The sequence below is a fragment of the Chryseobacterium sp. 2987 genome (assembly GCF_031456375.1).
In the GTDB taxonomy this organism is placed as follows: domain Bacteria; phylum Bacteroidota; class Bacteroidia; order Flavobacteriales; family Weeksellaceae; genus Chryseobacterium; species Chryseobacterium vaccae.
Map to the genome: position 1 here is coordinate 517,476 of NZ_JAVDUN010000004.1, position 23,089 is coordinate 540,564.

Below are 23,089 nucleotides of genomic sequence, written 5' to 3' on the forward strand. Positions count from 1 at the left end.
TTATTTACATTTCATTAACACTATTTGAAATATTATTTTAATTTTGTAGAAATCCTAATCCCATACACATGAAAAAATTTCTACTCAGCTTAGTATTGGTTTTTTTGACGGTAAATATGGTTTTTGCACAAAGGGACACCGAACACTGGTTTGCTCCTATGGCCGCAAGATCACTTGCTCTATCGTCTGCTAAACAGGCATTATATCTGTCTACAGATTCTACCACTCCTTTTGATGTAGAAATCTACAGCCGAAATGCTACCGGCTATCAGCTGCTGGCAACAAGAACGATCAGTAAAGGCGACCCTAAAACATATGATGTAGCTACAGCAGTAATGACTACTTCAACTTCTACAGAACTCTTCAAATCGGTAAACAAGGGTCTGTATGTTAAAGGAACAAAACCATTTTTCGCCAATTACAGATTCAGTGTAACCAGTCATGGGGAAATATTAACCTCTAAAGGTAAAGCTGGTATCGGAACTAAATTTTATGTAGCTACAGCCCCTGTACTTGCGTCATCATCATTGATGCAGTACCTTAATTTTACGACAGGGATTATGGCTACAGATGACAATACAACGATCACTGTTACAGGATATGATGCGGGTGTTCAGTTTACCAATGGTACAACAGGAGCTACTGTTCCCACGATGAACATCACTCTTAATAAAGGGCAGTCCTACATCATTGAAGGACAGATGAACAACGGAACCAATGCAGCCGGATTTATCGGTGCCAAAATAGAATCCAACAAACCGATTTCTGTCACCAACGGAAATTTCAATGGTCAGTTTGCCCTTCCGGCGACTTCCGCTCTTTCATCAGATATTGTGATGGACCAGTCTGTTCCCGCAGACCGATTAGGAAATGAATTCATCATGGTAATTGGAAATGGTGGAACCACTAAAGGAATAGAAGACGCACTTATTGTAGCCACAGAAAATAACACCGAAGTTTACCTGAACGGATCAACATCTCCTGTTCAGGTTCTTAATGAAGGACAGTGGATGAGAGCAGGGCAGGGTCCAAACGGCACATTTGTTAACCCTTATATCGATCAGGGAAGCGGGCACCTGAATATGCACATCAAAACGTCAAAAAATGTATACGTATACCAGATGCTTGCCGGGCTTCTCAATACTGAGGCAACGGTAGGATTCAATTATATTCCACCGTTAAACTGTTTCCTTCCAAGAAGAATTGATGAGATAGGAAAAATAGAAGAACTTCCGGAAACCAGCAGTAGCGGGGCTAAAAATGTAAAATTAAATATCCTGACTGAAGCGGGAGCTACCGTTACCGTTACAGCCAACGGAGCCCCTCCTACCAACCCAACAGCAGCACAGGGACCTTTCCCTGTAGCCGGAACTACAGCATGGGTATCTTACTCCATTCCTAATGTTACCGGAAATGTCACCGTTACTTCTACAAAAGCCGTTACTGCAGGGATTGCTGCAGGAAGTGGAGCTGTAGGATATGGAGGTTATTTTGCAGGATTCTCTTCAATTCCTGTTATTACAAAACGTTCCGGAGAATGTGCCCCGGGAATCATATTGGAAGTGGATGACAGCTATGAAGGATACCAGTGGTACCGAAATGGAAATATCATCGTTGGAGCAACAACCAACGTATATGCTCCAACGCTTTCAGGAAACTATACTGTAAGAGTAAGCATGGGAACATGTCCACCTCTTACCACCCCAATTTATAAAGTATTCAGCTGTTTAAAAGAAACTACACAGGCTCTTAATATTTGTGCAACCAGAGTGATTACTCCTGCATTCACAGCATCTTCACAAACTCCGGTGCCTGGTACTGTAGTGATTGTTACTCCGCCTACCAATGGTACTGCAGTTGTTAATCCTAACGGAACGATCACTTACACTCCTACAGCAAATTATAACGGACCGGATAAAATTGTTTATAAATTCTGTGGTAACGATACTGAATTTACAGATTGCGAACAGATCACTTTAAATCTTACTGTAGTTCCGTTCGTCGTAAAAGATGCAGAGATCAAAGCCTGCTGGTATGACGTAGCTCCTTATGCTTATTTTGATCTTACAAAAGCTGACATCACAGATTATACTTTAGCTATTAAAAAGTATTATCGTACAATGGCAGACCTTAATGCCGGAACCAATGAAATTACCCCTGCTGATAATTTCCCTGCTACCGGAGGTATCGTTTTTGTTAAGGTAACAACTCTTGAAGGATGTATGGCCATTTCAAAAATTACGCTTACCCCTCTTCCTATCAGAAAATCACCAATTCTGGTAGATCAATATATCTGTATCGATAGCAGAACCAACCTGGATGCAGGTCCTGGATATGATTCCTATTTATGGAACACCGGAGCAACAACATCATCTATTCAGGGTGTTGGAGTTGGAGAATATTCTGTAATACTGGGTAAAAACGGATGTTTCTTAACACAGATTGTAAGAGTTAGAAAAGCTGAAGATCCGGTGATCTCTCAGATAGAAATTTCGAATACCACTGTAACAGTAATAGCCAACGGAGGTAAAGCTCCTTATAAATATGCAGTAGACGGACAATCCAACTGGCAGGATTCTAATATATTCACAGGATTGACCAGAGGACAGCATACATTCTATGTAAAAGATGCTTACAACTGTAATCCTACTTCTGTAGAAATTACCGTTCCGAACCTGATCAATGCCATTACGCCAAACGGTGATAATAAAAATGATTATATTGACTACAGTGAATTATCTTACAAAGAAAATCTTTCTTTCATGATCTATGACCGATATGGAAATAAGGTATTCACCGGAGATAAATTCAACAACTACAAATGGAACGGAAGACACTTTGACAAGAAAATACTAACCGGAACGTACTGGTATCACATCAACTGGAATGAATCTAACAAAGAGAAGACTCCAATTAAGTATACCGGATGGGTTTTAGTGAAAAATATAGAGTAAACGAAACTTTACTATGAATTTCAACCACGATTATAAATCGTGGTTTTTTTATGTATTAAATGTAAACTCAATAATAAAAACAGACAGCCATAAAATATACAGGCTGAAGCTTGGCCAAAACAGGGAATAGCAGATAAACAGTAAAACTTTCAAAACCACGAACTTAAAATCGTGGTTTTTATTATTTTTTAAGGCATTAATACAATTTATTATTAAATTTGTGATAAACCTGTAATCTGAATGAAGAAAATTCTATCTTTTTTATTTATATTTTATATTTTCACCTCTATTTCCGGCCAGCTGGACAGAGAGCATTGGTTTGCCCCTATGGTTGACAGAACAGGTAATCCTGATCGATATCAGAAGCTCTATTTATCAACAAACAGAACTACCTCTTTTCCAGTCAGCATCTACAATAATAATATCCTGATAGGTACTGTAGATATCAGCAAAAATAATCCTCAGAAGTTCGACGTATTAAGGTCGTACATCATTACTACCCAACAGGCGGATTTGTTTACGCCTACCTCTAAAGGCCTCTATCTGAAAGCCGAATTTCCTTTTTATGTCAATTTAAGGTTTTCAGTTTATAATCATGCGGAAATCATTACCTCAAAAGGGATTCCGTCTACGGGAAAAAACTTCTATGTAACCACTGCTCCCATCTCCGTTTCCAATCCCATACTGAATTTTATGACCAGTATTCTTGCCACAGAAGACAATACCACAGTTACAGTAAACGGATATAAACCTACAGTACAATTTTCAAACGGAACAACCGGAACAACCAATCCTACGATGACTTTCACGCTGAACAAAGGGCAGTCCTATATTATAGATGGTCTCGGTACCGTAAATACGGATGGATTTATTGGTGCAAAGATTACTGCTAATAAACCCGTAAATGTCACCAATGGAAACTTTAACGGTCAATATTCCGGAAATATAACAACCAGCTCCGATATTTTAATGGATCAGTCGGTTCCTGTTGAAAGGCTGGGAAGTGAATTTGCTTTGGTAAAAGGAAACGGTGGTATAGGGGCTAATATGGAAGGTGCTATTATTGTTGCTACTGAAGATAACACGTTAGTATATGTCAATAATGAAATTCCGCCTGTAGCTACTTTAAATACCGGGCAGTATTTTGTTATTCCTGATACCAAATACCAAAACCAGGGAAACAACCATTATAACCTTTATATCAGAACGTCCAAAAATGCTTATGTTTATCAGATTCTTGCCGGAGACTCCACAACCGGAAATGAGTCAGCTACCGGAGGTTTCAATTTTATTCCGGCTCTGAACTGCTATCTACCCAAACAGATCAACGAGCTGGGTTTCATCAACGAAAATTATGTTCTTTCTAACAACAATCCTCTGGGTATTCTCAATATTCCTACCAAACTGAACCTTATCACTGAAAGAGGGGCCAGTGTTACAGTAAACGGAGGAGTTCCTCCCGCAACAACAGGACCATTCAACATGACTGGAACCACCAACTGGGTTACCTATGGCATTCCCAATGTTTCAGGAAATATTACCATTGTTTCGGACAAAGCTATTACTGCTGGGATTACAGCAGGAAGTGATGCTGTGGGATATGGAGGATTTTTTGCTGGTTTTCCCACACAGCCGGTTATTCTCAAATCCGGAGGTGATTGTGTTCCCGGTATTGTACTTACAATAGATCCTATTATTTATGACTCCTACCAGTGGTATGTCAACGGTGGGATTATTCCCGGCGCTACCGGATCATCCATTACGCCTACACAATCAGGATACTACACCTGTTCCGTAACGATGGGCAGCTGTGCACCTTTGATTACAGAACAATTTAAAGTACAGAATTGTACAAAACTGACTACCGTATCTTATAATGTCTGTACTCCACTGACAATAACTCCTACATTCAGCAGCTCGGCACAAACTCCTGTAGTCTCTACCATTGCTATTACTACAGCTCCTGCGCTAGGAACCGCAACAATAAACCCAACAACCGGAGCAATTACCTATACCCCTACCCCGGGAGCTTCCGGAACGGACACCTTCACGTACACGTTCTGCGGCAATGATCCTGTTTTTACAGATTGTGAAACGGTAACGGTTACCATTAATATAGAATCACTAACTGTTAGCAATGTACCCCTCAGAGCCTGTAATATCAACGGGCAGGGAACTTTTAACCTGACAACCGCGAATGTTACCAATAACTCACCAGTAACCATTACTTATTATCCAACTCTTATCGACGCGCAGACTGAAAATGCAGCCGCCCTTATTACAGCACCTAATACCTATACTGCACCTGACGGAACCATTGTATATGCCGTTGTAAAAAATTCGATAGGATGTAAAAGTATAGCACAGATCACTCTTTCATTATATAATCTGGCCATTGTTCAGGATAATTATACAGGGGTTTTCTGTGATGATAATTTCGATGGAACAGTTAATATCACCTTATCCGCTATCACTGCCATTGTATTGAATAACCCGACCTATTTTACCAATGTAAGGTATTATGCTTCATTGACTGATGCCAATGCGGGAAATAACAATACACTTCCGAATAACTGGAGCTACACCGCTGCTACAACGATTTATATAAGAGTGGATTCTCCCGATGGATGTGCTGCAGTGATTAAGCCGTTAAAATTCAGTATCGGAGCAAGGGTTCCACTGATTACTACAGCTGCATCTGTTACTCTCTGTGATGACGATCTGGATGGAGTAAAAACAGTCAGTTTAGCTTCACTTATTCCGTCATTTACATTAGACCCAAGTGTTACGTATACTTTCTATGCTACTTTAGCTGATGCACAGAATAACACCTCTCCGATAGCCGCATCGGTGACCGTTACCACAGCTGCCCAGACGTATTATATCCGGTTTGAAAAGAACGGAGTGTGCCCTGAAGTCGGCTCGATTAGAATTACTCTTAAAGTACCTAAAAAATCAGATATTTTAAAAGATAAGATCATTTGTCCTAAAGCCACCACGACTTTAGATGCAGGCCCCGGATTTGAAAGTTATCTGTGGAGCACAGGTGCTACTTCACCTTCCATTACCAATGTTCCTGCGGGAAGTTATTGGGTAGACCTTGGCTTCAATGGTTGTGTTTACCGTCAGAACGTTACGGTGTCAGAATCTCCACTGCCTATGATCACTTCAATTGAAATTAACGGATCTACTGTTACAGTAGGCGTAAGCGGAGGAACTCCTCCTTATGAATATTCTCTGGATGGAGTTAGCTGGCAGAGTTCAAATGTTTTCAATAATGTACCGAGAGGCAACCACACTGTTTTTGTAAAAGATTCCAACTACTGTGCGGAAGTTAAAAAAGAGTTCGCCTTGATCAACCTGATCAATACAATTACTCCAAACTATGACGGTCATAATGACCAGATTGATTATTCAGCCTTAATGGCCAATGATAATCTGGAATTCAGGATATTCGACCGGTATGGAGCAGAGATCTTCAGAGGAACTCCAAGCAACCGGTACATCTGGGACGGAAAACTGGGCGGAAGACCTGTACCTACGGCTACCTATTGGTACTTCATCAGCTGGACAGAATACGGATCCGCTATTTCGGTGAAATATTCAAGCTGGCTTTTGGTAAAACACAAATAGCCTGCATTCGATATAATGAAAATAAGATGAACGGACCGGAAGAAGGAAGAGAAAGATTAGAAATTATTGTTGGATATATACTTTCTGAAAGTTATCCTAAAAATGATACTATTCAATGGGGTTTTCTTCCCTCTTCAAACCCTTAATTTCAGCATCTGGCAGGTAAAACCGTCCTTCTTCTGTTAGTCATTTCTTCATTTGTAAAAGCTTATAACATTCATTAACAGTTTACTATAAAAGTTTAATATAACTTTAACCTGTAATCGTCATCTTATAAGGTATAAATTGCTGTATTTCTGCGTAATTTTGCCCCCATATATGAATAAGCTATTTACCCTTTTTCTGTTGATTTTTATAGTAAAGATCAATGCACAGATATACTCCGGAGAGGTGTTTTTAAAAGATAACTCGATTCTGTATCTCAACCAGGTCTACGTTACCAATCTGAATACCCAGAAAACCGTGCTTACCGATTATAACGGAAACTACAACATTCCTGCAGCGCCCGGAGATGTGATCCGTTTTACCTCTATTGTTACAGAACGGAAAGATGTAAAGCTTACTTCTCAAATGCTTCAGCAAAAAAATCTCATCGAACTGAAGATTGCTTATTATGAAATTCAGGAGATTGTGATCAGCAGATTCAAACCTACGGGAAATCTAAGATATGATGTTAATTCAATAAGAAAAGAAGATAAAGGACTGGCTCTTAAAAAAGTGATCGGGCTTCCTGAGCCTAAAGGAGACGGAACTTCTCCGGAACTTCCGGTTGCTGGGCTTAGAGACGGCGGACTTACCTTCAGCTTAGGCAGCATCTATGATCTTCTTTCAGGCGAAAGAAAGAAAAAACAACGTTATATGGCTTATGAAAGGATGAATAGTTCTGTAACCCAGATTAAAAATTACCTGGGAACAGACTACTTTCTTAAATTTAAAATTCCGGAAAACCTGATCGATAACTTCCTGCAGTTTGTATATACCTCTGAAAATATACAGGGCTATGTACTGGCAGGCAATTTTGAAGCCATAAAAGTTCCGATTGAAAAATACCTTCCGATCTATCAAAAAAGGCTTAAAAACTCTAATCTTCTGGAAGTTGTTAAATAAAAATAAGGCAGGTCACCCGATGGAATGACCTGCCTTTTCAATATTTTCATTGATTTTTTCAAATGCAAAAGCCATATCTGAAGATAGCAGGCTGACCAGGATTAGCTACCTCTGATTATTATGCATTTTAAAAATCCATAGTATATATTTTTAAATATTCAAAAATATGTTTATTTTTATCTCACGATAATGTGTTTAAAATAAACATAATTCTATTTCGTTATCATATTAAAAGCTAATTACCCCCAAACACAAATTAAGAGGAAAACATTTTTTTTAAATTTAAAATTTGTTAATGAAAAAATTACTTTTATTTTTTGGTTCGGTTCTCTTCATCAACCTGTCTGCCCAGAAAAAGGGAAAAGACTATGCGGATATTCTAAAAAGCAAAAATATCTATGAAATCAATGCTTTTTTAAGAGATGCTCACCCTGATGACCCTAAAAGATCCGTTCTGAAGCCGCGGGTAATGGAAATGATGAAAGAATACATTAAAAACGCTCATCCGGCAGACCAGAAAGTAAAAGATATGCAGGAAATGCTGGCTCTGCTCAGAAGAAGACCTTCTACCAAAATCAGTTTCGATGAGATGAATGCCATTATCAAGCAGAAACAGATTGCAAAATATAAAGCTGAACTTGCCGCCAAACAGCCGACAACGGTATATATCCCAAGTACTGCCCAAAATACGTATGTGGTAAATACAACAGCCAATACTGCCATACCTAATGCAGAAGCAGAAGAATTCAATATGCTGATGGCCGTAAACCCGGTAGAACATCAGAACCGTACTGTAAAAATATTAAATTCATTATTTGATAATGATCCGAATAGCAAAGAGAGCATTGTACTGATTCAAAATAAATCAGACTGTAATATCATCGTGAGAATGGAGGGCGTAGGAAACACCAAATACAGGCTTGCTGTTCCTGCTCATGGTGAAAGTTCCATTGTTATAGACAAAGGCCAATATCTCTTCACCAGTTTGGTATGCGGGGCACAATATGCTTCACAAAAGACGATTCAGAAAGCGATTATGGTGGCACTAGGAAGCTCAGGTACGCAATAAAATCATTATAAATAACCTGAGATTTCGGGTTAGGAAGTTTGAGCATAAAGGTTGGAAAATAGAAGTTACTTTTAGTTATAGATACTGAAAACCACTGTAAAATCAAATTAACTAAAAAAGGATAACCAAATATTATTGATAACCTTCAGAATTTCCTTCTTTCATCTCTCAGCTTCAAACCTGTATCAATCAGATATTCTTACCCCAAACTGAGGCTAAATACGCTCATTGCATGTCTTTTAAAGATAAAAGGCAAGGTATTCTGTGCAAATTTTGTTACTTTTGCAGGATTTTATAAATGACTCGATGGGCAAAAATAAATTAGCAAGATTCGCAGAAAACAAAATATTACCAAACGTTATTCAGCCAACAAGAGAAGAAGCTTTAGAAGGCTTCCCGCTTAAAGGAAAATGGAGAGATGATTTTTTTAAAAACGAGAACCCTATCGTTCTGGAGCTTGGCTGTGGAAAGGGAGAATATTCAGTAGGTCTGGCCAGAACATTTCCTGAAAAAAACTTTATCGGAATTGATATCAAAGGAGCAAGATTCTGGTTCGGCGCTAAGGAGGCTGTGGAAAACGGTATGAATAATGTAGCCTTCCTAAGATCACAGATTGAACTTGTAGATCATTTTTTTGCAGAAAACGAAGTAGACGAAATCTGGATTACGTTTCCCGATCCACAAATCAAATACAAGCGTACCAAGCACAGACTAACCCATCCTGATTTTCTTAACCGTTATAAAAAATTCCTAAAACCGGGAGGAATCATTCATTTAAAAACTGATTCCGAGTTCCTTCACGGCTATACATTGGGATATTTGCAAGGTGCAGGTTATGAGATTATCACTGCTCACCATGACATCTATGGCGCTCCGGAATACGATCCGAACACAGAACATTTAAGAGATATTAAAACCTATTATGAAGAATTGTTCTCTTCTAAAGGTAAAACAATAACTTATATAAAATTCCGTATAACCTGATGAAATAAAACATTGATGAAAAAAAAATTTCTGACCATCCTTCTCTTCACATTTCTAATCCCTAGCTTTGCTTACACACAGAAAAAAAGCAAAGAAATCCTCAAAAGCACAAATATCAAGGAAATAGAAGAGTACCTTAAAAACGCCCACCCTGATGATCCAAAAAGAAGTGTCCTGAAACCCAAACTCATTGCACTAAAGAATTCTGAATGGACCAAAGGGGCTAAAAATGCCAAACCTATGGAAGCCAGACCTGTCATTACGGATATTCCCAACAGGTTTATGAGAAATTCAAGCTCTGCAGATGCCGAAGAATTTAAAAAGCTCATCGCAGAAACCTCAGATCAGCACAAGGAAAAAACAGTAAAGCTTCTGAACGCGATGTTTGATGAGGACATTACCCGCAAAGAAGCCGTATTGCTCTTCAGAAATAATTCAGACTGCAATATTATCCTCAGAATTGAAGGAAAAGATTTTTACAACCTTGCTGTTCCTGCACATGGGGAAAACTTTATTGTTATCAATAAAGGCTCTTACAGCCTCAACAGTAATGTGTGTGATGTAAAATACACTTCACAGAAAGACATAAAAAAAAGTATATTTGTAGTGATTGAAAATCCGGGGGCACGCCAGCCTGAAGTTAATCAGAATCAGGAGACAAGCTCTAAGGAAAGCTCCCAGGCTAAACCTTCAAAAAAGAAAAAATCTAAAAAATAACCGGCATGAAAAAACTGTTCATACTTTCCGGAATCTCAATAATCCTTGCCAGCTGCAGTGTGAATTACGGCAGCTATCCAAACCGAAATCCTTATCCTTCTTCAGGGTCAGGAAACAGCAACAGTGCTGCCAATACCGAAAGAGAATACAATGAGCTTATCAAGACCTATAAGCCTGAGACTGCTGATGTTCTGAATGATTTACTTAATTCAGATTCTCCATCCAATCCTAAAACTTCAATTTCTGTACAAAATGGTTCACGATGTAATATGGTACTTACCGTAAGCAGCAACGGATTCTTTAAAAAGATCCCCATTGCTTCCGGGAAAATGGGCTATACAATGGTTCCCAAAAATCAGAATTATAAACTCTCCGGAATGCTGTGTAATTCGCCTTATCAATCAACAAAATACATAACGAGCTCTTATTCTATAAAGCTTTCCAACTAAAAATAAGCCCACATTGTTCTGTGGGTTTTTCTTTGTACTGATTTGCCCTACAAAAGATTAATCGAAATAAAATAACAAAAAAAACGCTGGACCTGAATCCAGCGTTTTTCCTATATTAAAGAAAATCCTTAATTATTCTGCATCAAAATCAGCATCTGTATCAGCAGATACTTTTTCTCCTTCTTCTTTAGATTTTTCTTTATCAGCTTTTCTTTGAGACTGACCTTCTTTGATAGAATCAGAAACAATACTCAAGATCATATCGATAGATTTAGAAGCATCATCGTTTCCTGGGATAACGAAATCTACTTTTCTAGGATCAGAGTTTGTATCAACGATACCGAAAACTGGAATACCAAGTTTCTTAGCTTCAGTTACCGCGATGTGTTCTCTTAAGATATCAACTACAAAAATGGCAGAAGGAAGTCTAACCATGTCAGAGATAGATCCTAAGTTCTTCTCTAAGTTAGCTCTTTGTCTGTCAACTTGTAATCTTTCTTTTTTAGATAAAGTTTCGAACGTACCGTCTTTTTTCATTTTGTCGATAGAGTTCATCTTCTTTACCGCCTTTCTGATAGTAACGAAGTTCGTTAACATACCTCCAGGCCATCTTTCTGTAATATAAGGCATATTAAGTTCAGAAGCGTGTTTTGCAACAACTTCTTTCGCTTGCTTTTTAGTTGCTACGAAAAGAACTTTTTTACCTGCAGAAGTTAATTTTTCTAAAGCGTTACAAGCTTCATCCAATTTAACTGCTGTTTTATGTAAGTCTACAATGTGAATACCGTTTTTCTCCATAAAAATGTATGGAGCCATATTTGGGTTCCACTTTCTGGTCATGTGACCGAAGTGTACGCCAGCCTCTAAAAGGTCTTTTACATTTGCTTTTGCCATGTTTTCTGTTTTTGTTAGTTTACTTTCCGTCTTTTAAACAATCAACAACTTCTTTAGATGGGAGAAGCGTTTGGATGCTAAACGTAACGGGCAATTTTTGCTTTAAGCTTCAGGCATTAAGCCGTAGGCTTTGAAGCGAATTAAAAATTTTAATAAGTTTTTCAAAAAGCTTATTGCATATTGCTTTAAGCTTACCGCAATTCTTAACGTTTTGAGAATTGGAATCTCTTTCTTGCTTTTTTCTGACCTGGCTTCTTTCTTTCCACCATTCTTGCGTCTCTTGTAAGTAAACCAGCTGGCTTTAATGCTAATCTGAACTCAGCGTTGATTTCGCATAAAGCTCTTGAAATACCTAATCTGATAGCTTCTGCCTGACCTGTATTACCACCACCGAATACGTTTACGGTAACGTCATACTGACCAACAGTCTCAGAAAGGATAAACGGTTGGTTTAATTTGTAAACCATCACGTCTGTAGAGAAATATTCTTTAGCATCTTTACCGTTTACTGTAATGTTTCCAGAACCTGGTCTTACATAAACTCTTGCTACAGAAGTTTTTCTTCTTCCGATTTTGTGAACTATAGACATAATTAATTATTTAAATTCGTTAACATTAATTGTTTTTGGCTGTTGAGCTTCATGTTTGTGCTCAGTTCCTTCATATAAATAAAGGTTCTTAAGGATAGCAGCTCCTAATCTGTTTTTAGGTAACATACCTTTTACAGACTTCTCTAATACCTTTAAAGAATCTTTCTTTTGAAGTTCAGCCGCAGTCATAGACTTCTGCCCACCAGGATATCCTGTATGCCAGATATAAGTCTTATCAGCCCACTTGTTTCCGGAAAGTGTAATTTTCCCAGCATTCAAAACGATTACATTATCACCACAATCTACGTGAGGTGTAAAATTCGTTTTGTGCTTACCTCTCAAAATCTTTGCAACCGTAGAAGCTAATCTACCTAACGGCTGTCCTTCAGCGTCTACCACAACCCATTCTTTATTCGCAGTAGCTTTGTTCGCTGAAACAGTTTTGTAACTTAATGTATTCACACGTTTTAGTTAAAGATTAAACATAATTTACCCCTAAAAGGGTGTGCAAAGGTACAAATAATTTTTGTAACAGAAAAACATATTTTATTTTATCTATATAATGTGGCCTAACTTACGGTATGTTAATCGCTTTTATCATAGAAAATACCTTTGGCATAAATCTTGTAAAATGATTGGGCGTTGAAAAAATGTTCCTAAGATTCTAAAAACACAGATTTAAAGCAAAGAGTTTCTTCCCTCAACTCTTTTTTATTGCTTTTTCTTTAAAGATTCCCTCAAAAACTTATCAATATAATTATTATATCCCTGAAATAATTATATTTGTTTCCACCATATTTCACTTTATGAGCCACGGAAAATTAAGAGAAGACAAAACCTGCCTGAACTGCGGACATCAGGTTGAAGAAAGGTTTTGCCCACATTGCGGACAGGAAAATATTGAACGCAGACAACCTTTTCATTTTCTCTTCACCCATTTCATTGAGGATTTCACACACTATGACGGACAGTTCTGGAAAACCATACAATACCTGTTTACCCGCCCCGGAAAACTTACCCAGGAATATCTGGCTGGTAAAAGACAGGTCTATGTAGCTCCTGTGAAATTGTATATATTTATAAGTTTCATCACATTTTTTCTACCCAATATCTTACCTCATCCAAAAGAGGAAAATGAAAAAGCCGATCTTATCGAAGTAGAAACAAAGTCAAAAAAAGAAAAACAGAAAGCTGCCACAAAAAACATTGTAAGTGAATTACAAAAGGAGGGTGTTATATCCCATGAGACGGCCAATGCAACTCAAAAAGCATTAGACACATTAAAGATAGAAGATGTTGAAGAAAAAAAGGACATGTATCACCTTACGTTCGATACCAAAGAGGAATCTATTATGAGTGCTTATACAATAGAACAATACGATTCCATTCTCGCTAAAGACAACTCAAACGCCCATAAACTGATAAGACCAATTGCAAAAAAGGTGTTTGAATTAAAGAAGGAAGGACTCAGCAAAAAACAGATATGGGAGAAATATAAAAAAAACTTTATCCATACAATACCTAAAGCCCTTTTCGCTTACCTTCCTGTATTTGCATTCTTTCTTTGGCTATTTCATAATAAGAAAAAATGGTGGTACTTTGACCATGGCATATTTACGCTTCACTATTTCTCTTTCCTGCTATTGACAATACTGATTTTAATAGTAATAGAAAGAATTATGAGTTTTTTACCGGACTATTCACTACTAAACATACTCGATGCATTAACAACCTTAGGTCTTCTTGCCTATATGACGGCTTATTTCTTTGTAGCCCATTACAGGGTATATGAAACGAAGAAAAGAGTAAGCATATTCAAAGGTTTCCTACTATTTCTTGTCAACAACATAGGGTTACTTCTCATGTTTTTAATCTTAACATATCTAAGCTTTGTAATGCTTCATTAAAATTAATTTTACTTTAAAGATATCCGTAAAAGCGTACTGATATAATTCATTTATTTCCTGAAATAATTATATTTGCGCCAAACTCAAAACTATGAGCCACGGAAAACTAAGAGAAGATAAGACATGCCTGAATTGCGGAAACCAGGTGGAAGAAAGATACTGCCCACACTGCGGACAGCAGAACATCGAAAGCCGGCAGCCTTTTTATTATCTTTTTACTCATTTTATAGAAGACTTCACTCATTATGACGGGCAGTTTTGGAGTACCGTAAAAAACCTCCTGTTCAAACCGGGAAAACTTACCACAACTTATCTCGAAGGAAAAAGACAAAAATTCGTTCCTCCGGTAAAGCTTTATATATTTGTCAGCTTTGTCACCTTCTTTATGTTTGCTATTTTCCCTCCTTTCAATCTCAAAGATTTTGATAAAGACAAAAAGGAAAATAAAACAACCCAGACAAGCCAGCCTCAAAAACTGGCCCTGCAGGAAGCTATTAAAGCCATTGAAGCGCAAAAACGGGAGCAAAAAGACTCTGCTAAAATTGCCCAGCTTACTGAAGGACAAAACTATCTTAAGGATTCTCTGAAGTTACAGAGTTTCCAGGAAGGCCTTGAAAGCACGATAGATACAGACAAGAAAATATCTGATAGCAGCAGTTTTTTGGGCTACAAGACCCAGGAAGAATATGATAAAGGAATGGCCGGTAAAAAACGCCCGTTCGGTTTTATAAATGATGCTTTTGCCCATAAGTTTTTCAGCCTGAAAAAAGAGGGGGTAAAAAAAGGAGATATTATAAGAAATCTGGCAGAGACCTCTTTTCATCATCTACCCAAAGCTTTATTTATCTATCTTCCGGTTTTCGCCTTCTTTTTATGGATATTCCACGGCAAGAAAAAATGGTGGTACTTTGATCATGGTATTTTTACCCTGCACTATTTTTCATTCTTATTGGTAAGCATCTTGATTTTTGCCATCTTAAACAGAATTACAAATGCATTGGATAATGCTTTTCTGACTACATTAATCCGAATAGTGATGATCGCAATTATAATTTATGGATGGGCCTATTTCTTTGTTGCTCACCACCGGGTATATAAATCCCACGGCGTTGTCAGCATTATCATCGGGGGAATTATATTCTTCCTCAATATGTTTGCATTCTTGTTTTTAGTGACCGGATTAGCCTTGATCAGCTTCCTGATGCTCCATTAAAAGGAAAATATTTTGTCTGAATCCAAAGGTTTACTGGCGAAGCGATTTGCTTCCTCTGAAACTGGCAATTAAATAATACGCTACAAAGACCGTAGAAAATTTCAGAATAGACGGAATAGCAAGCTGAAGATTAAAGAGCAGACTTCCTATCAGAACCAGAACTCCCATTGCCGCAAAAGACAATCCCAGTTTTTTAGGCAGCGAGAAATCGGGAGTATCCAGATAGTAAGCAAGCCCCCATGCACACCCGAAAGCAACAGCATAATAAGCGTCCACTGCCATATCCTGTGAGCTCAGAAAAAAATAATTAATAAGGAAACTCACAACGGTTCCCAACGCGAAATAAATCAAAGCTTTCTGCATATCCTTAAAATATGGTGCAAAAGTAGAGAATTTAATTTTGAGAAGATGAAAATACCGTGATTTTGAAAATAGAATCCAATAACCAGCTCTTATACCTGTCACTTTTCCGATCCCAAAACCTTAATTTGGAAAAAATTAATTAAATAGCATTATTTAATAATTTAAAAATCAATAAACTATAATCAAACATAGGTTCTTATTTTATTATTATATTTGAAAATTCAGAAAATTTTCTATTTTTTTATGGAAACCCAAAAATATACTCCAACCAACAAAGTCAGAATCGTAACAGCCGCATCTTTATTTGACGGCCACGATGCTGCGATCAATATCATGCGCCGTGTGATCCAGGGAACCGGATGCGAAGTTATTCACCTTGGCCACGACAAATCTGCAGAGGAAGTTGTTAATACAGCCATCCAGGAAGATGCTAACGCCATTGCCTTAACATCCTACCAAGGCGGGCACAATGAATATTTTAAATATATCTACGATCTTTTAAGAGAAAAGAATTCACCGCAGATCAAAATTTTTGGCGGCGGCGGTGGAGTAATCCTCCCGGAAGAAATCAAAGATCTGATGTCTTACGGAATCGACAGAATCTATTCACCGGATGACGGCCGTGAACTTGGTCTTCAGGGAATGATTGACGATCTTGTTCAGAGATCTGATTTTGCTACCGGAAAAGAGGTTACAGCGGCAGATCTTGAAACCATCAGCTTTGAAAACCCTACGAGTATTGCCCAGATCATCTCTGCTGTTGAAAACTTCTCAGAAGAAAAACCAGAATTAGTAAAAGCTATTGACGAGAAATCCAAAGATCTTATTATTCCGATTATCGGGATTACAGGAACCGGAGGAGCCGGAAAATCATCTTTAACAGACGAACTGGTAAGACGCTTCTTACGTTCCAATACCGATAAAAAAATTGCCATTATCTCAATTGACCCTTCGAAAAAGAAAACGGGTGGAGCATTACTGGGTGACAGAATCCGTATGAATGCCATCAACGATCCGAGAGTTTACATGAGATCCATGGCGACGAGAGAAAACAACGTTTCGGTATCGCCATTCATCCATTCTGCATTGAATGTTCTGAAACTGGCACACCCTGATGTCATTATTCTTGAAACTTCCGGTATCGGGCAATCCGGTTCAGAAGTATCTGATTTTGCAGATGTATCCATGTATGTAATGACTCCTGAATATGGAGCTTCTACCCAGCTTGAAAAGATCGACATGCTAGATTATGCAGATCTTGTGGCTTTAAATAAATCCGACAAGCGCGGAGCTCTGGACGCCCTTCAGGCTGTAAGAAAGCAGTTCCAGAGAAACCACCTTCTATGGGAAAGTCCATTGGAAGATATGCCGGTTTATGCTACCAAAGCATCCCAGTTCAATGATCACGGAACAACAGAACTTTACAATAGACTGGTTTCAAAAGTGAATGATAAATTTGCAGGACTTGATCTGAAAAATTTCGTTGAACAGGAAGTTACTGAAGAAGTAACGATCATTCCTCCAAAAAGAGTACGTTATCTTTCGGAAATCGTAGAAAATAACAAACAATATGATGCTGTAATCGAAAAGCAGGCTGAGCTTGCCAGAAAAATGTATCATATCGAGGGAGTGAAAAGCTTCCTTTCCAATGAAGTTCTGGAAGCGGAATATCAAAAGGCAGAAAAAGACCTTCAGCAGGAAAATATTGACTTCCTGAAGACATGGGAAGATACAAAAAAGGCTTTTCATGAGGAGTTTTATTCCTATTATGTTCGTGGAAAAGAAATTAAGGTGGAAACCTCAACAGAATCTTTATCCCATTTAAGAATTCCGAAAATTGCCCTTCCGAAATACAATGACTGGGGAGATCTCATTCAATGGAAAGGCCAGGAAAATCTTCCGGGAAGTTTCCCTTACACTGCAGGAATTTACCCATTCAAAAGAACCGGTGAAGATCCTACAAGAATGTTTGCGGGAGAAGGAGGTCCGGAAAGAACCAACAGAAGGTTCCATTATGTATCTGCAGAAATGCCTGCAAAACGTTTATCTACAGCTTTCGACTCAGTAACGTTATATGGCCAGGACCCTGCTCTACCACCGGATATTTATGGAAAAATCGGTAACGCGGGAGTGTCTATTGCCACGTTGGATGATGCAAAAAAACTGTATTCAGGGTTTGACCTTGTGAATGCGCTGACTTCTGTATCCATGACGATCAACGGACCTGCTCCAATGCTGCTTGCGTTCTTTATGAATGCTGCCATTGACCAGAATGTTGAAAAGTACATCAAAGAGAATGGCTTAGAAGCTAAAGTAGAAGCTAAGCTTAAGGAAAAGTTTGACGATAAAGGTTTGGAAAGACCTCAATATAACGGAGAGCTTCCACCATCCAATAACGGGCTGGGACTTCAGCTTTTAGGCTTAACAGGAGATGAAGTAATCCCTGCAGAGGTATATGCCGAAATTAAAGCCAAAACAATTGCTACTGTTCGAGGAACTGTTCAGGCTGATATTTTAAAAGAAGATCAGGCTCAGAATACCTGTATTTTCTCTACTGAATTTGCCCTAAGATTAATGGGTGACGTTCAGGAATATTTCATCACGGAAAAAGTAAGAAACTTCTACTCTGTTTCCATTTCAGGATACCACATTGCAGAAGCAGGTGCCAATCCGGTTTCCCAGCTGGCATTTACACTGGCTAACGGTTTCACGTATGTGGAATATTACCTGAGCCGTGGAATGGACATCAATGATTTTGCACCGAACTTATCCTTCTTCTTCTCCAATGGTATTGATCCTGAATATTCAGTGATCGGACGTGTGGCCAGAAGAATCTGGGCAAAAGCAATGAAACTGAAATACGGAGCAGATGAAAGAAGCCAGATGCTGAAATATCACATCCAGACTTCCGGACGTTCGCTTCACGCTCAGGAAATTGATTTCAACGATATCAGAACAACGCTTCAGGCATTATATGCAATCTACGACAACTGTAATTCTCTTCACACGAATGCCTATGATGAAGCGATTACTACTCCTACTGAGCAATCCGTAAGAAGAGCAATGGCAATCCAGTTGATTATCAACAAAGAATTAGGTTTAGCGAAAAATGAAAACCCACTTCAGGGATCGTTCATCATTGAAGAGCTGACTGATCTTGTAGAAGAAGCCGTTTATGCTGAGTTCGACAGAATTACAGAAAGAGGCGGTGTGCTGGGAGCTATGGAAACCATGTACCAACGTTCTAAAATCCAGGAAGAATCCATGCATTACGAATGGCTGAAACATACAGGTGAATATCCAATTATCGGGGTGAATACTTTCCTTGGAAAAGATGGTTCACCAACGGTGCTTCCGGGAGAGGTGATCCGTTCCACTGAAGAAGAAAAGCAGGCTCAGATTGAATCGCTTCATAACTTCCAGAAAGCGAATGATGATAGATCTGAAGAGGCATTAAAACAACTTCAGCACGCAGCGATTAACCAGCAGAACTTATTCGGAGTGATGATGGATGCTGTAAAATACTGTTCTCTGGGACAGATTACCAACGCTTTATTTGAAGTTGGGGGTAAATACAGAAGAAATATGTAACAGACCTCTGTAAAAATAATTTTAAGACCTCATCATTGTATGAGGTCTTTTTTTATGCCGTAAACCCTCTGGGAGAAACCCCAAACTGTTTTTTAAAATTCTTGCTGAATGATGAAAGATCTGCAAAGCCACAGGCAACAGCAATATCAGTAAGGGAAAATCCTTTATCTTTTAACAGTTGGAGCGCCAGGTTCAGTTTTTTCCGGGTGATGTACTGATAAGGGCTTTCGTTGAAAAGCTGCCTGAACAAACGGAAAAAATGATACTCCGAAACTGAAGATGCTCTTGCTACTTCTTCAATATTTTCTATCGAAATGAAATGTTCATCTATATAATTTCTGGCAGCAAGCATTTTCCGGTAAAGCATTTTCCGGGTCTGTATTTTAGAAACATTCAGCTTTTGCACCTTGTAAAAATCAGGAGCATAAACGGAAACAAGATTTTCCGCCAGCAGATAGTAAAACTCTTTGTTAAATTCAAACTGATGGTCTGTCTGATAGGAGATCTGTCCTGAAATCTGCTGCAGCTGCCTTCCGATACTATTATTAGAAAAATGACTTTTATTTTCCACAAAGCTCTCCGAAGTAAAAAAAGTAACCAGCTCCGGGTCTTGCTCTGTTATTTCCGGACAGCGGAAACCGTTAGCCACATCCGACATGATCTCCGGGGCAATATCGATACACAATCCTTTAACTGCTTTATCACTTTGAATCAGCAGTTTTCCGTTAGAAAAATGATTCCCTACAAGAAACTCTCCCTTAGATACTTTAAACAGGTTTCCGTCAATCAGGTACTGCTCACAGCCTTCCGTTACAAATTTCAGACTGAAACTCCGGAACAGGACATCCGTCTTCAGCTCACGAAAAGATGAAAAGTTGACCAGGCTGCTTTCCCTAGGCAGTTTAAGCTTCCTAAAATTATCCTCTGAAAGACGGTTGAACATATGATGTGTTTTTGTTCAGAATAAGTCGGATGGTATATTAGAAAAGTTACAGTTCCTTTATCTATTCCTACTGTCTTATTCTTTGCCACTAATACACAATTTTTTTATTTTTCAATCGCTCTCAGACTCTACAGATTGAGTTGATTTTTTGAATTTTTTATAAGATCTCAAAATAAAAGCCGGACATGAATGCCCGGCTTTGTTATCTGGTTTTAAAATTTAAATTTTCACACGTTCTTGTTCTGTTTCCGAACCTCCACTTTCACGTACTTTCAGGTTTTCTCCTTTACTGAAACGGTAGCTGAACGATAATGAGATCACCCGCGAATCAAAGGTGCTGTACCATGACGCATTAGCATTCTGAATATTCCGGATCTGCCCTTTAATCTGATTGGTATAAAAAATATCAGACACATTCAGCTTTAATGTTCCTTTATCCTTCAGAATTTTGGTGGATATCCCTGCTCTTACTGAACCTACCGGAGAAATCAGGAACTGTCCGGATAATGCTGCAGACTGGTACTGTCCTGATAGCTCTGCAGTCCATTTTTTACTGATTGCAAACTGATTGGTAGGCATGATCACCCAGTTCCATTTGGAATCATTCAGGCTTTCGGTATATACCTGGCTGCTGAAACGGTTGGAAGAAAGTGCGGTGTAACACTGCAATGTCCACCATTTTGTAACAGAAACGGTTCCGTTGAATGATACTCCGTAAGAAATCTGTTTGGCAAAATTTCCGGGACGGCTGTAATAAATATTGTTTCGCTGCTCATTGGTTTCCGAGATCAGATTATCAATATAGCTGTAGTTCAGTCCGAAAATATATTTTTTATTCCATGTGTAATTGAATTCTGCATTGTAAGAAAATGTAGGTTCCAGAAACGGATTTCCTCCATAGAACGTAAATTTATCCATAGGGTAAGTAAACGGATTCAGATCCTTATAATTCGGACGGTCTATTCTTCTTCCCAATGAAAGCCCGAATACATGATTCTGCAGGGAATCTGCTCTGTACTGCACATAAAATGTAGGGAAAAGGCTTGTGTATTTTTTACTGAACGCGGAATCCCTGACCATTGGATTTCCTTTCTGGTATCCTTTGATATCGGAGTATTCCATACGCAGCCCGGCCTGAACAGAAAACTTACTAAAGTCTTTTGAATAGTTGGTATATACGGCATGAATGTTCTCTTTATAGGTAAAATCATTAGAAAACTGATAGTTGGGTATTTTAATCCCGTTCATCACATCTCTGAAATCTGCCACATTATTCGTTTTCACAAAACTTGATTTTGCTCCGAAGCCTAAATTACCTCCTAATGCTTCTACTCCACTATAGTCTGCTTTGATCGCTTTGATTCTGATATCTGAAGGGAGCTCAGAATCCATTTGGGTCTGCTCTATGACACTTCTGTCCGGATTCAATATGGCATTGTACAGGTTCTGGGAAACCCTGGAGTGATAATTAATATGGTCGAAATTCACACTCAATTCCTGTTTATCGGTGAACTTATGGTTCATATTCAGGTTGATGGCATCATTTTTAAACCGGATCTTCATCGGGTTTTGGGCCTCCACCAGGCTTACCGTTTCATAATCCGCATTCTGAATAACTGCATTGTTCGCAATATTCCGGTCTGACGGATTGATAAAACCGCTCAGTACAATTCCGAGGGTAGTTTTGGGAGTTGCATAGAAATCTGCTCCGATTTTTGCGGAATGGGTTCTGCTACTCGGTGTGATATAGGAATTCTGGGTAAATGTTGAGCTTCTGTCTCCATTAGGGGTAAAGTATTCTCTTGTAATGGTAAGGTCCTGGTAGGTTTCATTTTTATTCAGGCTGAAATTGGAGAAAAAATTCCATTTTTTGATTCGATAATTGAAATTGGCGCTGTTGTTGGTCCTCATGTGCTTTCCTTGTCCATAGGCAAGATTTATCCCGCCATTGAACCCTTTTGCAGCATTTTTCTTAAGCCTGATATTGATAATTCCGGCATTTCCTGCGGCATCATATTTTGCAGGGGGATTGGCAATCACTTCAATGGTTTCTATACTGGAAGACGGGATGGAACGCAAATAATCAGCTAGATCTGAAGCAGAAAGGTAAGAAGGTTTATCATCAATAAAAACCTGTACTCCGGATTTGCTTTTCATCGAAATATTACCGTTCATATCTACACTTACGGATGGTGTTTTTTCCAGAACTTCTAGGGCTGTTGTTCCGGCATTGCTGATCAACGCATCGGGATTTACTACAATCCTGTCTATTTTCTGGGTAACAAAAGGTTTTTTGGATGTAATTGTCACTCCTTCTATTTCTTTTGTCCCCAGGTTGAGGCGGATTTCGGGAAAAGTAATTTTTCCTTCAGAAGAAGTGAGTGTTTCGGAAATAAATTTTTCATAGCCTGGTTGTTCAATCACCAGCTTCACCGGTTCTGAAACGAAATCTTCAAATTCAAAATTCCCGTTCTGATCGGTAATTGTTGTTTTCAGCACCTCATCCCGATCCGCTTTCATAAGCATCACTGTGACATTAGACATCGGCTGCCCGTTTTTCCCGTAGATACGGCTGCTTAAAGAAGATTTCCCCTGGCTGTAAAACCAGGAAAAGCTCAACAATAATAGTAAAATGCATATTTTTCTCATAGTGTTCAGATTAAAATTCAAGATTC

16 protein-coding genes are annotated in these 23,089 nt (G+C 38.6%); 10 read left to right on the plus strand and 6 right to left on the minus strand.

Annotated features, from left to right (window positions below):
* Positions 1–68 precede the first annotated feature (68 nt).
* From J2Y40_RS15110 to J2Y40_RS15140, 7 genes are all read left to right on the plus strand, one after another.
* A complete protein-coding gene (locus J2Y40_RS15110; protein WP_153396069.1) occupies positions 69–2,954 on the plus strand; it encodes a gliding motility-associated C-terminal domain-containing protein in 2,886 nt (961 codons plus the stop codon).
* Positions 2,955–3,194: 240 nt separating this feature from the next.
* Positions 3,195–6,587, plus strand: coding sequence for a T9SS type B sorting domain-containing protein (locus tag J2Y40_RS15115; RefSeq protein WP_309999818.1), 3,393 nt, complete (start codon positions 3,195–3,197; stop codon positions 6,585–6,587).
* 318 nt (positions 6,588–6,905) lie between these two features.
* On the plus strand, positions 6,906–7,694 hold the full coding sequence (locus J2Y40_RS15120; protein ID WP_309999820.1) for a hypothetical protein: 789 nt from the start codon (positions 6,906–6,908) through the stop codon (positions 7,692–7,694).
* A 295-nt stretch (positions 7,695–7,989) separates the two neighbouring features.
* Entirely contained in the window at positions 7,990–8,763 is a 774-nt protein-coding gene (locus J2Y40_RS15125) for a DUF6759 domain-containing protein (protein WP_153396073.1), read from the plus strand.
* 306 nt (positions 8,764–9,069) lie between these two features.
* Positions 9,070–9,747: a tRNA (guanosine(46)-N7)-methyltransferase TrmB gene (gene trmB / locus J2Y40_RS15130; RefSeq protein ID WP_153396075.1), complete on the plus strand. Its 678-nt coding sequence runs from the start codon at positions 9,070–9,072 to the stop codon at positions 9,745–9,747.
* A gap of 15 nt (positions 9,748–9,762) precedes the next feature.
* Positions 9,763–10,464, plus strand: a complete 702-nt coding sequence (locus J2Y40_RS15135; protein ID WP_231128683.1) for a DUF6759 domain-containing protein — start codon at positions 9,763–9,765, stop codon at positions 10,462–10,464.
* Positions 10,465–10,469: 5 nt separating this feature from the next.
* Positions 10,470–10,913, plus strand: coding sequence for a DUF6759 domain-containing protein (locus tag J2Y40_RS15140; RefSeq protein WP_153396077.1), 444 nt, complete (start codon positions 10,470–10,472; stop codon positions 10,911–10,913).
* Between the two features lie 132 nt (positions 10,914–11,045).
* Here J2Y40_RS15140 and rpsB read toward each other — a convergent pair whose 3' ends face one another.
* The 3 genes from rpsB to rplM form a co-directional block, all read right to left on the minus strand.
* The gene (rpsB, locus tag J2Y40_RS15145; protein WP_153396079.1) at positions 11,046–11,807 is read right to left on the minus strand and encodes a 30S ribosomal protein S2; all 762 of its coding nucleotides are present in this window, start codon (positions 11,805–11,807) and stop codon (positions 11,046–11,048) included.
* Positions 11,808–12,010: 203 nt separating this feature from the next.
* The gene (rpsI, locus tag J2Y40_RS15150; RefSeq protein ID WP_047373582.1) at positions 12,011–12,397 is read right to left on the minus strand and encodes a 30S ribosomal protein S9; all 387 of its coding nucleotides are present in this window, start codon (positions 12,395–12,397) and stop codon (positions 12,011–12,013) included.
* A 6-nt stretch (positions 12,398–12,403) separates the two neighbouring features.
* A complete protein-coding gene (gene rplM / locus J2Y40_RS15155; protein ID WP_027375420.1) occupies positions 12,404–12,859 on the minus strand; it encodes a 50S ribosomal protein L13 in 456 nt (151 codons plus the stop codon).
* 344 nt (positions 12,860–13,203) lie between these two features.
* Here rplM and J2Y40_RS15160 point away from each other — a divergent pair, with 344 nt between their 5' ends.
* Together J2Y40_RS15160 and J2Y40_RS15165 are read left to right on the plus strand one after the other, a co-directional pair.
* Positions 13,204–14,304, plus strand: coding sequence for a DUF3667 domain-containing protein (locus tag J2Y40_RS15160; protein ID WP_309999823.1), 1,101 nt, complete (start codon positions 13,204–13,206; stop codon positions 14,302–14,304).
* 91 nt (positions 14,305–14,395) lie between these two features.
* A complete protein-coding gene (locus tag J2Y40_RS15165; RefSeq protein ID WP_153396083.1) occupies positions 14,396–15,517 on the plus strand; it encodes a DUF3667 domain-containing protein in 1,122 nt (373 codons plus the stop codon).
* Positions 15,518–15,547: 30 nt separating this feature from the next.
* Here the strand turns inward: J2Y40_RS15165 and J2Y40_RS15170 are convergent, their stop codons facing one another.
* Positions 15,548–15,880 (minus strand): hypothetical protein, encoded by a 333-nt coding sequence (locus J2Y40_RS15170; protein ID WP_309999826.1) that lies wholly within the window; start codon positions 15,878–15,880, stop codon positions 15,548–15,550.
* Positions 15,881–16,123: 243 nt separating this feature from the next.
* Here J2Y40_RS15170 and J2Y40_RS15175 point away from each other — a divergent pair, with 243 nt between their 5' ends.
* Positions 16,124–19,471 carry a methylmalonyl-CoA mutase family protein gene (locus J2Y40_RS15175; protein WP_309999828.1) on the plus strand — a complete coding sequence of 1,116 codons (3,348 nt, stop codon included), beginning with the start codon at positions 16,124–16,126 and terminating at the stop codon, positions 19,469–19,471.
* 52 nt (positions 19,472–19,523) lie between these two features.
* Here the strand turns inward: J2Y40_RS15175 and J2Y40_RS15180 are convergent, their stop codons facing one another.
* Together J2Y40_RS15180 and J2Y40_RS15185 are read right to left on the minus strand one after the other, a co-directional pair.
* Entirely contained in the window at positions 19,524–20,414 is an 891-nt protein-coding gene (locus J2Y40_RS15180; RefSeq protein ID WP_153396088.1) for an AraC family transcriptional regulator, read from the minus strand.
* A 219-nt stretch (positions 20,415–20,633) separates the two neighbouring features.
* Positions 20,634–23,063: a TonB-dependent receptor gene (locus J2Y40_RS15185; RefSeq protein ID WP_309999831.1), complete on the minus strand. Its 2,430-nt coding sequence runs from the start codon at positions 23,061–23,063 to the stop codon at positions 20,634–20,636.
* Positions 23,064–23,089 lie beyond the last annotated feature (26 nt).

Bases quoted from the DNA above. Each gene is read 5' to 3' on its own strand.
- J2Y40_RS15165 (WP_153396083.1), top strand. From the start codon at position 14,396: ATGAGCCACGGAAAACTAAGAGAAGATAAGACATGCCTGAATTGCGGA.
- J2Y40_RS15180 (WP_153396088.1), bottom strand. From the start codon at position 20,414: ATGTTCAACCGTCTTTCAGAGGATAATTTTAGGAAGCTTAAACTGCCT.
- rpsI (WP_047373582.1), bottom strand. From the start codon at position 12,397: ATGTCTATAGTTCACAAAATCGGAAGAAGAAAAACTTCTGTAGCAAGA.
- J2Y40_RS15120 (WP_309999820.1), top strand. From the start codon at position 6,906: ATGAATAAGCTATTTACCCTTTTTCTGTTGATTTTTATAGTAAAGATC.
- J2Y40_RS15135 (WP_231128683.1), top strand. From the start codon at position 9,763: ATGAAAAAAAAATTTCTGACCATCCTTCTCTTCACATTTCTAATCCCT.
- J2Y40_RS15115 (WP_309999818.1), top strand. From the start codon at position 3,195: ATGAAGAAAATTCTATCTTTTTTATTTATATTTTATATTTTCACCTCT.
- J2Y40_RS15170 (WP_309999826.1), bottom strand. From the start codon at position 15,880: ATGCAGAAAGCTTTGATTTATTTCGCGTTGGGAACCGTTGTGAGTTTC.
- J2Y40_RS15185 (WP_309999831.1), bottom strand. From the start codon at position 23,063: ATGAGAAAAATATGCATTTTACTATTATTGTTGAGCTTTTCCTGGTTT.
- trmB (WP_153396075.1), top strand. From the start codon at position 9,070: ATGGGCAAAAATAAATTAGCAAGATTCGCAGAAAACAAAATATTACCA.
- J2Y40_RS15110 (WP_153396069.1), top strand. From the start codon at position 69: ATGAAAAAATTTCTACTCAGCTTAGTATTGGTTTTTTTGACGGTAAAT.
- J2Y40_RS15140 (WP_153396077.1), top strand. From the start codon at position 10,470: ATGAAAAAACTGTTCATACTTTCCGGAATCTCAATAATCCTTGCCAGC.
- rpsB (WP_153396079.1), bottom strand. From the start codon at position 11,807: ATGGCAAAAGCAAATGTAAAAGACCTTTTAGAGGCTGGCGTACACTTC.
- J2Y40_RS15125 (WP_153396073.1), top strand. From the start codon at position 7,990: ATGAAAAAATTACTTTTATTTTTTGGTTCGGTTCTCTTCATCAACCTG.
- J2Y40_RS15175 (WP_309999828.1), top strand. From the start codon at position 16,124: ATGGAAACCCAAAAATATACTCCAACCAACAAAGTCAGAATCGTAACA.
- J2Y40_RS15160 (WP_309999823.1), top strand. From the start codon at position 13,204: ATGAGCCACGGAAAATTAAGAGAAGACAAAACCTGCCTGAACTGCGGA.